Here is an 11,783-nt window from a genome sequence, read left to right as displayed (position 1 = left end):
TCACAACACCCGAGGACCGTCCAATGATCGATGCTGCCATCTACAAACAAGTCATGGGCTCGTTTCCGTCCGGCGTAACCGTCATCACCACCCTGGATGACGACGGCCAGATCGTCGGCCTCACTGCCAGCGCCTTCAGTTCACTGTCGATGGACCCGGCGCTGGTACTGTTCTGCCCCAACTACAGTTCCGACTCCTATCCCGTGCTGATCAAGAACAAACGCTTCGCGATCCACGTTCTGTCCGGCGGCCAGCAAAGCGAGGCTTACGCCTTCGCCCGTAAAGGCAAGGACAAGGCGCAGGGTATCGAGTGGACATTGAGCGAGCTGGGCAACCCGATCCTGGCCAATGCGACGGCTATCATCGAGTGTGAGTTGTGGCGCGAATATGAAGGTGGCGACCACGCGATCATGGTCGGCGCGGTAAAGAATCTGATTGTCCCGGAGCAGCACTCCGGGCCGCTGGTGTATTGCCACGGCAAGATGGGCGCCCTGCCCGTTCTGGCCTGAATGGAATAACGGTAGGAGTGAGCCTGCTCGCGATAGCGGTGTGTCAGAAAACACATCGACATCTGATAAACCGCTATCGCGAGCAGGCTCACTCCTACAAGTTTTGTAGCCTCAACAATAAAAGATCCGAGGAAGCGTCATGAAATTTTCCCTGTTCATTCACATGGAACGCTGGGACGAAAGCGTCAGCCACCGTCAACTGTTCGAAGACCTGACCGAACTGACCCTGATGGCCGAGGCCGGCGGTTTCAGCACCGTGTGGATCGGCGAACACCACGCCATGGAATACACCATTTCGCCGAGTCCGATGCCACTGCTGGCCTACCTCGCCGCCAAAACCACCACCATTCACCTCGGCGCCGGCACCATCATCGCGCCGTTCTGGCACCCGCTGCGGGTGGCCGGTGAATGCGCCCTGCTCGACGTCATCAGCAACGGGCGCATGGAAGTCGGTCTGGCCCGTGGCGCCTATCAAGTTGAATTCGATCGCATGGCCGGCGGCATGCCTGCCTCCAGCGGCGGCCAGGCCCTGCGCGAAATGGTCCCGGTGGTCCGCGCCCTGTGGCAAGGCGACTACGCCCATGACGGCGACCTCTGGAAATTCCCGACATCGACCAGCGTGCCGAAGCCAGTGCAGAAGCCCAACCCGCCAATGTGGATCGCCGCCCGCGACCCGGACTCGCACAACTTCGCCGTAGCCAACGGCTGCAACGTGATGGTCACGCCGTTGATGAAAGGCGACGAAGAAGTCGTCGACCTGAAGAACAAATTCCAGGCCGCGCTGGACAACAACCCCGACGTCCCGCGCCCACAACTGATGGTGCTACGCCACACCCATGTGCACACCGATGACGATCCGGACGGCTGGAAAGTCGGCGCCAAGGCGATCTCGCGTTTCTATCGCACCTTCGATGCGTGGTTCGGCAACAAGCAAACCCCGGTCAACGGCTTCCTCGCCCCGAGCCCGGAAGAGAAGTTCGCCGGACGCCCGGAGTTTGAGCTGGAGAGCCTGCACAAGACTGCAATGATCGGTACGCCGGAAGAGATCATTCCGCGCATCAAGTACTACCAGGAACTGGGGGTCGATGAGTTCAGTTTCTGGTGTGATAACAGTTTGCCGCATGCGGAGAAGAAGAAGTCGTTGGAGCTGTTTATCAAGCATGTGGTGCCGGCGTTTCGGTAAACGTTTTACCGTTCAAACCCGGTGAGTGAAAACGCCCCGACATTGTTCGGGGCACTTACTTTTGAGTGGGTTCTTCACCCCGGGAATTTCCGCGTCTCAGGGATTGTTGCTGTCTGCGCAACGCATCGGTGATCAGATCACCGCGGAATAATGATTGGAACGAAAACAGGCGAAGGTGGCGCAGGCGGGTTCATCATGCCTTCGCTTTTCACCACGGCAACGCCCTTGCCTTTGATGGTTTCGAACAGCCGCTCAGTGGCGGCAGTATCGATATACCCGCCTTCATCGATACAGGCACTCAACGCACTCTGCCGACGCTCTTCCGTCAACTGAAGCTGGTTTGTACGCAGAAATGAAGCCAGAGAAATCTTTCTCAGCGTCGCAAAATCAACGTGCATGATCTCCTCATACTTGAGCGCCTTGGCATCCCACCCCTGCACATAAAGCCCTTTGGCAGTGAGTGCGTAGGTGCAGAAGTAATAACTGCCGGTGTTCGACCCAGGCGTGGAGACAATCAATGAGCAGCGCCCGTGCTGAAGAATCGGATCACTCAGCGATGGGTCGTCTTTTACGATTTGTGCGGGGAACTGTGTACGGTCGTAGTAAATCGTCGCTTTGTCGTACGGCGTGGCGTTACAGCCTGACAGCAGTGCCATCAGCCCCATGAGAATCGTGGATGCCAGATAACGCATCAAGTCGTCCTTTTTCAAACCAGCTTAACCGCGAATACGACGCTCAGTGAACTCGTAGTCTTCCTGACAATCGCCCGACGGGTCCTTCGCCACATTGACGTAATGCACCGTGTCGGCATTGATCAACGTGTAGGTGTAGATATCGGGCAGAGGAACGCCGGCGGTTCGCAACTCGTTCTTGCCATTGGCCGCCTTCCAGGTGCCGTGTTCGGACTGGATCGCCTGGGTCTGCTGGGCATCCCGGAAGAAGGTGATGGTGAAGGTGCCGTCAGGTTTGAAGTTGTTTTTCCAGGAGAGGAACTGGCATTTGCCGTTTTCGGCCCGTACACCTTTCCACGCACCGATCAAGGCTGGATCGGTGCTCGGTTTGTTGACGGCGCAGCCACCCAGCGTTGCCGCCAGGACGATAAGGGCCAGGGAGAGATTCCGTTTCACGTGGTATGTCCTTTCTTCAACTGAATTCAGTGCGGCGCGTTGCAGGATCAACCCGCGACAGGGATGCGTTGCTGGGGTTGGGTAACGTCGTAGACATGCTGCTCGCAAAGCTCACCGTTGAACTGGAACTCCACCTGATACACCTTGCCCCGCTGGGGAGTGAACGTGGTCTTCAGTGGCCCACAGGTATAAATCCCCGCAGTCACCCGGCTGTTCGAATACCCCGAAACCTCAAACGGCTTATCAGCGTCGGCTTGTGCTTCGAGTTGCGGAAAGCGTTTGACCGTGGCGCTGTTGGCCACTTCATTGAGGTTGGCGATCCAGCCGAAGACCTTGCCGCGACCTGAATCCACCACGGTGCCAAGCACCTCCATGCGCTGGTCGGGATCATCGGCGCGGCGAATGGAGAACTCCACCGGATAGGTGCCGCCAGAAGACTTCATGATGACCTTGGCGTGCTGGGCGTCCACCACCACTTTGTCTTGATGCAGCTGGATGCCGTCTTTCAGCAGGCTGGGAGAAGAGTTACGCACATTGGAATGGCAACCTGACAGCGCAAGCAGCAGGGTCAGCGTCACGAGCACACGTTTTTTCACGTAGAAATCTCTATTGAGCACAACAGGACTGGGAATGACCTCAAAACAACGCCGCGATATTAGATGGCCATCATTTTGACGTCAAACCTATGTTGCGGTCGTTATCTCAGTGCTCAACGCCAAACTGCGTCGCTACCTCGTCCGGTGCGAGCAAGCGGCCGTCGGCCGACATCAATTGCAGCGTGCGAATCGGCTGGCGATTTTTTGCATCGACCATCACCGAGCCCGGCTCACCCGGCGCGTACATATGCTCTGCGCCCCACTGCGACAGCGCGACAATCACTGTCTGCAAGGCCTTGCCGCGCTCTGTCAGCACGTATTCCTTGTAGGCGCCGCCATCGGCTGCCGGCACCGTTTGCAGGATCCCCTGCTCCACCAGGCTCTTGAGCCGGGCACTGAGCATGTTCTTCGCAATATCGAGGTTCTTCTGGAAATCGCTGAAGCGGCGAATGCCCTCCAGCGCATCGCGGATGATCAGCAGCGACCACCAGTCGCCGATCAGGTCCAGCGTGCGGGCGACCGGGCAAGCGTTGCCGTGCAGGCTTTTGCGCTTCACAGGGAGTTTCTCCTTCAATCCTGGCGTGTGGTTGCATCTTACAACTGTGCTAGCGGAAAAGAACCACGCCGACAGCGCAGCACCTGCATACAAGTGGCCACGGTCGATTACGCGGATAGTGAATCCTGCTTTTACCGCCCCTCCCCAACGCCCACTCAAGCAAGGAGTTTCCATGAGCACATTCACTACCGATGACGGCACCGAGATCTACTTCAAGGACTGGGGCAGCGGCAAGCCCGTGCTGTTCAGCCATGGCTGGCCGCTGGATGCCGACATGTGGGAATACCAGATGGAATACCTGAGCAGTCGCGGCTACCGCACGATTGCTTTTGACCGCCGTGGTTTCGGCCGCTCCGACCAACCTTGGAACGGTTATGACTACGACACCTTTGCCGATGACATCGCGCAACTGATCCAGCACCTCGACCTGCGCGATGTGACCCTGGTCGGCTTCTCCATGGGCGGCGGCGACGTCAGCCGCTACATCGCCCGTCACGGCACCGAACGCGTTGCCGGTCTGGTGCTGCTCGGCGCGGTGACGCCGTTGTTCGGCAAAAAAGCCGATTACCCGCAAGGCGTCGACACCTCGGTGTTCGACGGGATCAAAGCCGGCCTGCTCAAGGATCGCGCGCAGTTCATCGCCGACTTCGCGGCACCGTTCTACGGCACCAATCAGGGCCAGAAAGTCTCCGACGGCGTGCTGACGCAAACCCTGAACGTGGCCTTGCTGGCGTCGTTGAAAGGCACCGTGGATTGCGTCACCGCGTTCTCCGAAACCGACTTCCGCCCGGACATGGCGAAGATCGATGTGCCGACCTTGGTGATCCACGGTGACGGCGATCAGATCGTTCCAATAGAAACCACCGGCAAACAGGCGGCGGCAATGATCAAAGGCGCCGAGTTGAAAGTCTACGCCGGTGCGCCGCACGGTTTTGCCGTGACGCACAGCGAGGCGCTGAATGAAGACCTGCTGGCGTTTCTGAACCGCTGATGATCGTCGGCGCGACAATCTTCTACGAGCACTTGTCCGCCTGACTCAATCTGCCATCAACGCTGCCAGTGCCAACGCGTTACCCAACTCGGCGCCACTGGCGGTGTTGTCGAAGATGCACCAGGTCGCGGCACCTTCTGCTGCCGTGTCTTTCAGTTCCCTCGCCAACGCTTGCAGATAACCCTCATCGTAGGCGCTGTGATAGATGCGTGGGGAGCCGTGCAATCGCCAATAGCGCACACCCGCCCAGCCCTGCGCCGAACCATCGGTACTGATCCGCGACGGATCGACCACTACCTGCGCAATCCGATACGCCCGCAACAGGGGCTCCGCGGTAACCCACGACTCATGCCGTGGCTCAAACACCACGTCACCGTCGAATCGCTGGCGCAAGGCGACGAAAAAACCCTCAACAGTTGCCGGTTCGAATGCCAGCGAGGGCGCAAGTTGTACCAGCAAACATCCGAGTCGATCAGCCAGGCCGCCGCACTGCCCGAGGAACTCATCCAGCGCCTGATCACAGTTCTGCAAACGCAATTCATGGGTGATCCGCTTCGGCACCTTCACCGAAAAACGAAAACCCTGCGGCACCGAATCCGCCCAGCGCGCATAGGTCTGACGCCGATGCGGACGATAAAACGAGCTGTTGATTTCCACACAATTGAAGCGCGCCGCATAACGTTGCAGATGCGTGCCCTCGGCCGGAAACAGCGGCCAATACTCACGCCCCAGGCTCCAGCCCGCGCAACCGATGAACATTAAAAAAGTACCTTCGCCGCTTCACGCATGAAAATCTCCACGGTCTTCGGGCCGATCCCGTCGAACGCCGCCAGACGCCGTTCGAAATCGGCGCTGGCCTTGATGATGTTGCCGACCTTGCCGGCGTATTCATTATTGAGCCGCGCCGCCAGGGCCTCACTCACCGGGTCAAGGTTGATATGCAGGTCGTGGGCGCTGACAATTTTGCTCATCGGGTGATCGCTCGCGGCTTGAAAGGGCTTTCGTTTGAGAGGCCCATGGTGGGTTTGGCGTGGCAACTACTCGCTGGCCGCAACTGCGATTTTTTGCTTTGCCATTAAAAAGATCGCAGCCTGCGGCAGCTCCTACAGGGGTTACTTCTTGCCCGGGAGGACGCTCGCCAACCGCCGTGCGCACCGCACGATCAAGCAGATGGCGCACTTGCGACGGTGCCGAGGCCATGAACGCGGCCATTTCTTCGTGCCGCGCCTGAACGAATTCGATCTTGCCATTGGCTCGGGCGAGCGCGCCGAACACGCCATTGATGCCGTCTCCCGGATAACCAAAAATCCGCGTGACGCCCCATTGGCTGAGCCGCTCCACCAGAAAATATCCCACTGTCGTCGTCATCTCGTTCCTCGCCTGTCACCGATGCATGAAGCCTGCCCGGCGAGATATCCGCCGGGCGATACAAGGGTCTGGACAGTCGCGGCACGCGTGAAGTTTCGATTGTTTTTGCCACTGGCCGGGGTATGAATCAACGATGCGGATGCACCGTCATCGACACCAGTTTGATCACGATCGGCCGCACCACGAGGATGCACAGAAACGCCACAGGCATCGCCAGCTTGTAGGCATGCAGCGCATTATTCAGGTAGTCGTTATCAATGCCGGCGTTGGCGGCGGTGATCACCAGCGACATCAGGAACGCCATGATCGTCGCCATGTACAGCGCAAACACATAGGGCGTCGCCCGTGCCGACAGCTTGCGACGCGAGGCATACAAGACATCGGGGGTTGCTCTTTGATTCATGTGACTTAGCCATCCATTGACAGGGAGCCGGCACCTTAGCAAAGCCCCCTGCCCCCAACTAGACGGTTCGCCGCAGGTACTTTATAAAGCAGCACTTACGAATCGAACCCACTCGGCGGAGCACGGATGAATCTGTTGGCGGCGATTGCCAGTTTTATCAAAGTGGTTGAAGCCGGCTCCATCGTCGGCGCCGCCAGGACCCTGGGCGTCAGTGCCGCCGCCGTGAGCCAGACCCTCAATCGCCTCGAAACCCACCTCGGCGTACGCCTGCTGCAACGCACCACTCGCCGCATGGCCCTGACCGAGAACGGCGCGCAGTACTACGAAAAGGTCAAACGCATCGCAGCGGACCTGGAGTCGGCGCAGAGTTCGATCATCAGCGATCAAGGCGAGCTGCAAGGCCGCTTGAGCATCGCCTCCACCTCCGCGTTCGGCCGCCACGTGCTGGCCCCGCTGATCGCCGGTTTCGCAGCGCTGCACCCGCGCTTGCTGCTGGAGCTGTCGACCACCAATGGCAAGATCAATCACATCCAGGACAACATCGACTTGAGCCTGCGGATCAAGCCGCAACTGGAGGACGGCATTGTCGCGCGCAGGATCGTTTCCCTGCCCTTCATCTTCTGCGCCGCCCCAGCCTACCTTGCACGCGCCGGTGTGCCGCAATCACCGCAAGAGCTGCAGCACCACGCCTGCCTGGCGTTCCGCTATCCACTGGACGGACGCTTTCTGCGCTGGGGGTTGATCCGCAACGGCCAGCACTACGACGCCCCGATCAACGCCACCGCCATCAGCGACGACATCGACGCCCTGGCGCAAATGGCAGTCAACGGCGCGGGCATCACGCGCCTGGCCGAATTCGTCGCCGCGCCCTATCTCGAAAGCGGTCAACTGGTGCCGCTGTTTGAACATCGCCCAGGTGAAGCCCACGCGTATGTCGAGCCGATGGACATCTATGCCTGCGTGCAGGAGCGTGCGGCGCTGACGCCGAAGGTCAGAGCCTTCATGGATTATTTGACCGAGCACTTGAAGCGGCGCTGGCCGATGGAAAATGCTTTGGCCACTTCGTTTCGCCCACCCGCTGAAAAGGATTTGCAGTGAACACGCCACGTTATGCAAAAGGCTCAGGACAGCCACCCGTACATCTGGCGTCGATCAACTCGACCGACTCGACGACGGGCTATCTGATGTTTGCCGGTGCTGCAGCCGGAGAGCGCAAGCTAACGTTCACGTCGAACGCCGAGCGCGTACGCCTGCTCAACGAGCTGATGCTTGCGCGTGTACCTTTTGCTGTCGGGGGCATGTGCCCCGGTCCGGCGGATGAAGTGGCTTTACTGATTGCCAGCGCAGCGCTGGCAGGCCCTTACCTCGAGCTATCCTGGACGGGACCGCAGCAATGGGTTGTGCGCCAGATGACCAACAGCGCGGATCAATGGCAGTTGGAACCTGACGTCAGCGAGATTGCCAACACATCATTCGACCCGGTTTCGCTAACAAGCTTTGTTGGAAACGCGGATACCCCTGCTCGCTGAAAACCTTGCTCGACGGTCGCGGGATCAATTGACCCCACGAACTGCGCAGCGTGATCAGGAGCGTTTATGCTGTCGAACCTGATACCTGTCAGGTATCAATCGGCAAAACCACGATGAGGCCCATTTCATGAGTAAAGCGCCCTACGTACCGCCCAAAGTCTGGAAACACGAAGCACCGTCCGGCGGCCAGTTCGCCAGCATCAACCGCCCGATTGCCGGGCCGACACACGACAAGACGCTGCCGGTAGGCAAGCATCCGCTGCAGCTGTATTCGCTGGCGACGCCCAATGGCGTGAAGGTCACCATCCTGCTGGAAGAGTTGCTCGCACTGGGACATACCGGTGCCGAGTACGATGCGTGGCTGATTCGCATCAACGAAGGCGATCAGTTCTCCAGCGGCTTTGTCGAGATCAACCCGAACTCGAAGATCCCGGCCCTGCTCGACCGTAGCGCGCAGCCGCCGATTCGGGTGTTCGAGTCCGGTTCGATCCTGTTGTACCTGGCGGAAAAATTCGGCGCCTTCCTGCCGAAAGATCCGGCCGGCCGCACCGAAACCCTCAACTGGCTGTTCTGGCAGATGGGCGCGGCGCCTTATCTGGGCGGCGGTTTCGGGCACTTCTACGCGTACGCGCCGGAGAAGCTCGAATACCCGATCAACCGCTTCACCATGGAAGCCAAGCGTCAGCTCGACGTGCTCGACCGACGCCTGGCTGAAAACCGCTATCTGGCCGGCGACAGCTACACCATCGCCGACATCGCCGTCTGGCCGTGGTACGGCCAACTGGTGCGCAACAACGTGTATTCGGCTGCCGAGTTTCTAGCGGCCCAGGAATACACCCATGTGCAGCGCTGGGCAGAGGAAATCGCCCAACGCCCTGCGGTGATTCGTGGCCAGCGCGTCAACCGCACCTGGGGCGACGAGGCGAGCCAGGTCGCCGAGCGGCATCAGGCCAGCGATCTGGATTGACGCTCGCGCTTAAACGGTTTGCCGGCGCATGGTCAAGATCGCCGCACCAAAACCGATGAACGTGGTGCCCACTACCCGGCTGACCCAACGCGACAACGCGGGCCGGGTCAGCACGCCTTTGGCCCGGGAGGCCAGCGCGGCATACAGGCTCAGCGACGTGACTGACAACGCCATGAAAATCGAAGTCAGAATCAGGAACTGCGGCAACAACGTCGCACCCTGATCGATGAACTGCGGGAACAGCGCGGTGAAAAACATCGTCGCCTTGGGGTTGGTCACCGCCGTGAGGAATGCCGACTTGTACAGCTTCATCCGGCTCGGTTTGCTCTTGCTCACGTCATCGGCGATAGCGTCGGGCAGCATCGGGCCTTTCTTGAACAACTGCTTGAGCCCGAGATAGAACAGGTAGCCGGCACCGAGAATCTTCACCGCGTTGAACAACCACTCGGAACTCGCCAGCAACGCGCCCAACCCCAGCATCGCCGCCGCCGACAGGCAGAACAAGCCACTGGCATTGCCCAGCGACGACCAGATCGCACTGCGTTGCCCATGCGCCAGACTGTTGTTGATCGCCATCAGCGTCGCAGGCCCGGGGCTGGCGATGGCAATCGCGGCGACGAGGGTGAAGGCCAGAATCGAGTGAGAATCCATTTTCAATGCTCGGAGGTGGTGAAGTGAGGCATGGTACCGCAGCTGCACGTCACTGCGTCTGCGGGTTGTTTTCCCGGTTGCTGCACGTTCAGGCGATGCGCTAGCCGCGCACGATGCGGTAGGTTGACTGCACCAGGCCCGAAGGAAAACTGCGACTGGAGACCAGATCCAACGCAATGTCCTGCGCAAGCGTGCCGAACAATGACCTTCCCGACCCGATCAGCACGGGAACCGTAGTGATGACCATATCGGCGACCAGACCGTCGCGCAGGAAGGATTGCACCATCTGCCCGCCGTCGACATACACCCGCGCAACACCCTGGCTCGCCAGCTCCGCCATCAGGTCGGCGGGCGCGTGATTGGAAAAGCGCAGCTTACCCCGCAGCGCCTCGGGCACCGGTGTATCCACCAACTGTTCGGACAGCACCACCACGGGCCGATCGTAGAACCATGTGTCGAAGGTCAGCACCTTCTCATAGGTACCCCGCCCCATCACGATCACATCCTTGTCGGCAATGAAGGTGGAATAGCCATGGTCTTCTGTCTGATCGTCACGCTGCAACAGCCAGTCGATCTCGCCATCCGGGCGCGAAATGAAGCCATCCAGACTGACGGCAATGAACACGTGGGCAGTGGCCATCAGGGCCTCCTTATTCGAGGGGCGGTGCCCCAGTTATCCTCAACTGAATTTCGAAAGCAACCTGAGTGTGCGACTCCAGACCACGTTGCCGGCACGATATGATGAGCGCTTTTGATCGCTGGCCATTGTCAGCAAGGAACCCGAAATGCCCCTTGGAAAACGTGAACTGGCGCGGATCGAGCGTCGCTTGATTGCCACGCTCACTGATGCGTGTGAAACCGCAAAAGCTGAAATCAAGGGCTTCACCTGGCTTACCCATAGGCGTGAGCGTCTGGCGCGAAACACACGGGGGCAACGGTAAACATCTTGCTTGGATCAGGTTCGCTATCATCGTTGGCAGCAGGTTTTCTCTCTCAGGGACAGTGAAACCATGGAACAGTCCAGACCCGATCCAGGCGCCGACTGGGTATTGCGCAGCACTCAGCCGGGGCGGATAGAACGTATCGAGGCCTGGTTTGGCGGCCATGGCTACCACCCACATCGACACGACACTTATTCGATCGGCCGCACACTCTCCGGCGTGCAAAGCTTTCACTACAAGGGCTCCCTGCGCCACGGTTTGCCGGGAAACACCTTGCTGCTGCATCCGGATGAATTGCACGACGGCATGGCCGGGACCGAAGCCGGTTTCCGCTATCGAATGGCCTATATCGACCCGGCCCTGATTCAGCAGGTGTTGAAGGGTGAGCCGTTACCGTTTATCGCCGGCGGCCTCTCCAGCGACCCGCGTCTGTATCGTGCCAGCGAATCGTTCGTGCAGGCGATGGATCACTCACTCGACCCGCTGGAAGAACAGGACGCCCTGTTTGATCTGGCAATGGCACTGCGGGCGGTGGCGGGTAAACCTCGTGGGCGCAAACTGCTCGATTACCCGGCGGCCGAGCGCGCCAGGGAATTCATCATGGCCCACCTTCATCAGAGTGTGACGCTGGAGATGCTGGAGCAGGCCAGCGGCCGAGAAAAATGGAGCCTTTCCCGGGACTTCAGAGTGCTGTTTGGCACCAGTCCCTATCGCTTCGTGACCCTGCGCCGTCTGGATGTATTCCGCACGCTGGTGGTTGACCGATTCTCGCTGGTGGATGCCGCACTGGCGGCGGGGTTTCACGACCAAAGTCACATGACCCGGCACTTCACCCGTACTTATGGGGTGTCTCCGTCGCGTTGGCTGGAGCGCGTCCGGGCACATCGTCAACTTGCAGGATCGTACAAGCATTGCCAATTGCCCCTTCGCTAGGCTGACGACTCCTGTTTGAGAGAGGAACC

At 59.5% G+C, this 11,783-nt stretch carries 16 protein-coding genes and 2 pseudogenes; 8 read left to right on the top strand and 10 right to left on the bottom strand.

Annotation, left to right across the window (positions count from 1 at the left end; genetic code table 11):
• The first annotated feature begins 23 nt into the window (after window positions 1–23).
• The gene (locus KKQ10_RS00730; protein WP_095120372.1) at window positions 24–509 is read left to right on the top strand and encodes a flavin reductase family protein; all 486 of its coding nucleotides are present in this window, start codon (window positions 24–26) and stop codon (window positions 507–509) included.
• 139 nt (window positions 510–648) lie between these two features.
• Complete coding sequence (locus KKQ10_RS00725) at window positions 649–1,692, top strand: LLM class flavin-dependent oxidoreductase (protein WP_215499708.1); 1,044 nt, start codon at window positions 649–651, stop codon at window positions 1,690–1,692.
• Between the two features lie 137 nt (window positions 1,693–1,829).
• Here the strand turns inward: KKQ10_RS00725 and KKQ10_RS00720 are convergent, their stop codons facing one another.
• The 4 genes from KKQ10_RS00720 to KKQ10_RS00705 form a co-directional block, all read right to left on the bottom strand.
• Window positions 1,830–2,384, bottom strand: a complete 555-nt coding sequence (locus tag KKQ10_RS00720; RefSeq protein WP_215499706.1) for a hypothetical protein — start codon at window positions 2,382–2,384, stop codon at window positions 1,830–1,832.
• 24 nt (window positions 2,385–2,408) lie between these two features.
• Window positions 2,409–2,819, bottom strand: coding sequence for a hypothetical protein (locus tag KKQ10_RS00715; RefSeq protein WP_127652471.1), 411 nt, complete (start codon window positions 2,817–2,819; stop codon window positions 2,409–2,411).
• Window positions 2,820–2,866: 47 nt separating this feature from the next.
• Entirely contained in the window at window positions 2,867–3,415 is a 549-nt protein-coding gene (locus KKQ10_RS00710; protein ID WP_127652472.1) for a hypothetical protein, read from the bottom strand.
• 106 nt (window positions 3,416–3,521) lie between these two features.
• On the bottom strand, window positions 3,522–3,971 hold the full coding sequence (locus tag KKQ10_RS00705) for a winged helix-turn-helix transcriptional regulator (RefSeq protein WP_215499704.1): 450 nt from the start codon (window positions 3,969–3,971) through the stop codon (window positions 3,522–3,524).
• A 172-nt stretch (window positions 3,972–4,143) separates the two neighbouring features.
• Here KKQ10_RS00705 and KKQ10_RS00700 point away from each other — a divergent pair, with 172 nt between their 5' ends.
• A complete protein-coding gene (locus KKQ10_RS00700) occupies window positions 4,144–4,962 on the top strand; it encodes an alpha/beta fold hydrolase (protein WP_127652474.1) in 819 nt (272 codons plus the stop codon).
• A gap of 45 nt (window positions 4,963–5,007) precedes the next feature.
• On the opposite strand, the gene KKQ10_RS00695 is transcribed toward KKQ10_RS00700, so the two are convergent.
• The 4 genes and pseudogenes from KKQ10_RS00695 to KKQ10_RS00680 all read right to left on the bottom strand — a co-directional run bounded on the left by KKQ10_RS00695 (window position 5,008) and on the right by KKQ10_RS00680 (window position 6,733).
• Entirely contained in the window at window positions 5,008–5,721 is a 714-nt protein-coding gene (locus tag KKQ10_RS00695; protein WP_215499702.1) for a DUF72 domain-containing protein, read from the bottom strand.
• Window positions 5,721–5,876: pseudogene (locus KKQ10_RS00690) on the bottom strand (DNA methylase); the annotation flags it as partial. The gene KKQ10_RS00695 and the pseudogene KKQ10_RS00690, both read right to left, overlap by 1 nt.
• 217 nt (window positions 5,877–6,093) lie before the next feature.
• Window positions 6,094–6,330, bottom strand: a pseudogene (locus KKQ10_RS00685) (thiamine pyrophosphate-binding protein); the annotation flags it as partial.
• Between the two features lie 127 nt (window positions 6,331–6,457).
• A complete protein-coding gene (locus KKQ10_RS00680) occupies window positions 6,458–6,733 on the bottom strand; it encodes a DUF2798 domain-containing protein (RefSeq protein ID WP_215499700.1) in 276 nt (91 codons plus the stop codon).
• A 126-nt stretch (window positions 6,734–6,859) separates the two neighbouring features.
• Between KKQ10_RS00680 and KKQ10_RS00675 the strand changes: the two genes are divergently transcribed.
• The 3 genes from KKQ10_RS00675 (at window position 6,860) to yghU (ending at window position 9,229) form a co-directional block, all read left to right on the top strand.
• Complete coding sequence (locus tag KKQ10_RS00675; RefSeq protein WP_215499698.1) at window positions 6,860–7,831, top strand: LysR family transcriptional regulator; 972 nt, start codon at window positions 6,860–6,862, stop codon at window positions 7,829–7,831.
• A complete protein-coding gene (locus KKQ10_RS00670) occupies window positions 7,828–8,262 on the top strand; it encodes a hypothetical protein (RefSeq protein WP_215499696.1) in 435 nt (144 codons plus the stop codon). Before KKQ10_RS00675 ends, KKQ10_RS00670 begins: the two co-directional genes overlap by 4 nt.
• Before the next feature lie 127 nt (window positions 8,263–8,389).
• A complete protein-coding gene (yghU, locus tag KKQ10_RS00665; protein ID WP_215499693.1) occupies window positions 8,390–9,229 on the top strand; it encodes a glutathione-dependent disulfide-bond oxidoreductase in 840 nt (279 codons plus the stop codon).
• A 9-nt stretch (window positions 9,230–9,238) separates the two neighbouring features.
• On the opposite strand, the gene KKQ10_RS00660 is transcribed toward yghU, so the two are convergent.
• A complete protein-coding gene (locus KKQ10_RS00660; protein WP_127652480.1) occupies window positions 9,239–9,880 on the bottom strand; it encodes a LysE family translocator in 642 nt (213 codons plus the stop codon).
• A gap of 100 nt (window positions 9,881–9,980) precedes the next feature.
• Window positions 9,981–10,520 carry a dihydrofolate reductase family protein gene (locus tag KKQ10_RS00655; protein ID WP_215499691.1) on the bottom strand — a complete coding sequence of 180 codons (540 nt, stop codon included), beginning with the start codon at window positions 10,518–10,520 and terminating at the stop codon, window positions 9,981–9,983.
• 145 nt (window positions 10,521–10,665) lie between these two features.
• On the opposite strand from KKQ10_RS00655, the gene KKQ10_RS00650 reads away from it, so the two are divergent.
• Together KKQ10_RS00650 and KKQ10_RS00645 are read left to right on the top strand one after the other, a co-directional pair.
• Complete coding sequence (locus KKQ10_RS00650; RefSeq protein WP_215500394.1) at window positions 10,666–10,821, top strand: hypothetical protein; 156 nt, start codon at window positions 10,666–10,668, stop codon at window positions 10,819–10,821.
• Between the two features lie 69 nt (window positions 10,822–10,890).
• On the top strand, window positions 10,891–11,754 hold the full coding sequence (locus KKQ10_RS00645) for an AraC family transcriptional regulator (RefSeq protein ID WP_215499689.1): 864 nt from the start codon (window positions 10,891–10,893) through the stop codon (window positions 11,752–11,754).
• The last annotated feature ends 29 nt before the right edge of the window (window positions 11,755–11,783 follow it).

The sequence above is a fragment of the Pseudomonas sp. MG-9 genome (genome assembly GCF_018729515.1).
In the GTDB taxonomy this organism is placed as follows: Bacteria; Pseudomonadota; Gammaproteobacteria; order Pseudomonadales; family Pseudomonadaceae; genus Aquipseudomonas; species Aquipseudomonas serboccidentalis.
This window is presented reverse-complemented; position numbering and strand designations above follow the sequence as displayed.

Excerpts from the sequence above, each read along its gene's own strand:
- KKQ10_RS00675 (WP_215499698.1), top strand. The coding sequence starts at position 6,860 with ATGAATCTGTTGGCGGCGATTGCCAGTTTTATCAAAGTGGTTGAAGCC.
- yghU (WP_215499693.1), top strand. The coding sequence starts at position 8,390 with ATGAGTAAAGCGCCCTACGTACCGCCCAAAGTCTGGAAACACGAAGCA.
- KKQ10_RS00655 (WP_215499691.1), bottom strand. The coding sequence starts at position 10,520 with ATGGCCACTGCCCACGTGTTCATTGCCGTCAGTCTGGATGGCTTCATT.
- KKQ10_RS00680 (WP_215499700.1), bottom strand. The coding sequence starts at position 6,733 with ATGAATCAAAGAGCAACCCCCGATGTCTTGTATGCCTCGCGTCGCAAG.
- KKQ10_RS00700 (WP_127652474.1), top strand. The coding sequence starts at position 4,144 with ATGAGCACATTCACTACCGATGACGGCACCGAGATCTACTTCAAGGAC.
- KKQ10_RS00645 (WP_215499689.1), top strand. The coding sequence starts at position 10,891 with ATGGAACAGTCCAGACCCGATCCAGGCGCCGACTGGGTATTGCGCAGC.
- KKQ10_RS00660 (WP_127652480.1), bottom strand. The coding sequence starts at position 9,880 with ATGGATTCTCACTCGATTCTGGCCTTCACCCTCGTCGCCGCGATTGCC.
- KKQ10_RS00725 (WP_215499708.1), top strand. The coding sequence starts at position 649 with ATGAAATTTTCCCTGTTCATTCACATGGAACGCTGGGACGAAAGCGTC.
- KKQ10_RS00650 (WP_215500394.1), top strand. The coding sequence starts at position 10,666 with ATGCCCCTTGGAAAACGTGAACTGGCGCGGATCGAGCGTCGCTTGATT.
- KKQ10_RS00695 (WP_215499702.1), bottom strand. The coding sequence starts at position 5,721 with ATGTTCATCGGTTGCGCGGGCTGGAGCCTGGGGCGTGAGTATTGGCCG.
- KKQ10_RS00730 (WP_095120372.1), top strand. The coding sequence starts at position 24 with ATGATCGATGCTGCCATCTACAAACAAGTCATGGGCTCGTTTCCGTCC.
- KKQ10_RS00720 (WP_215499706.1), bottom strand. The coding sequence starts at position 2,384 with ATGCGTTATCTGGCATCCACGATTCTCATGGGGCTGATGGCACTGCTG.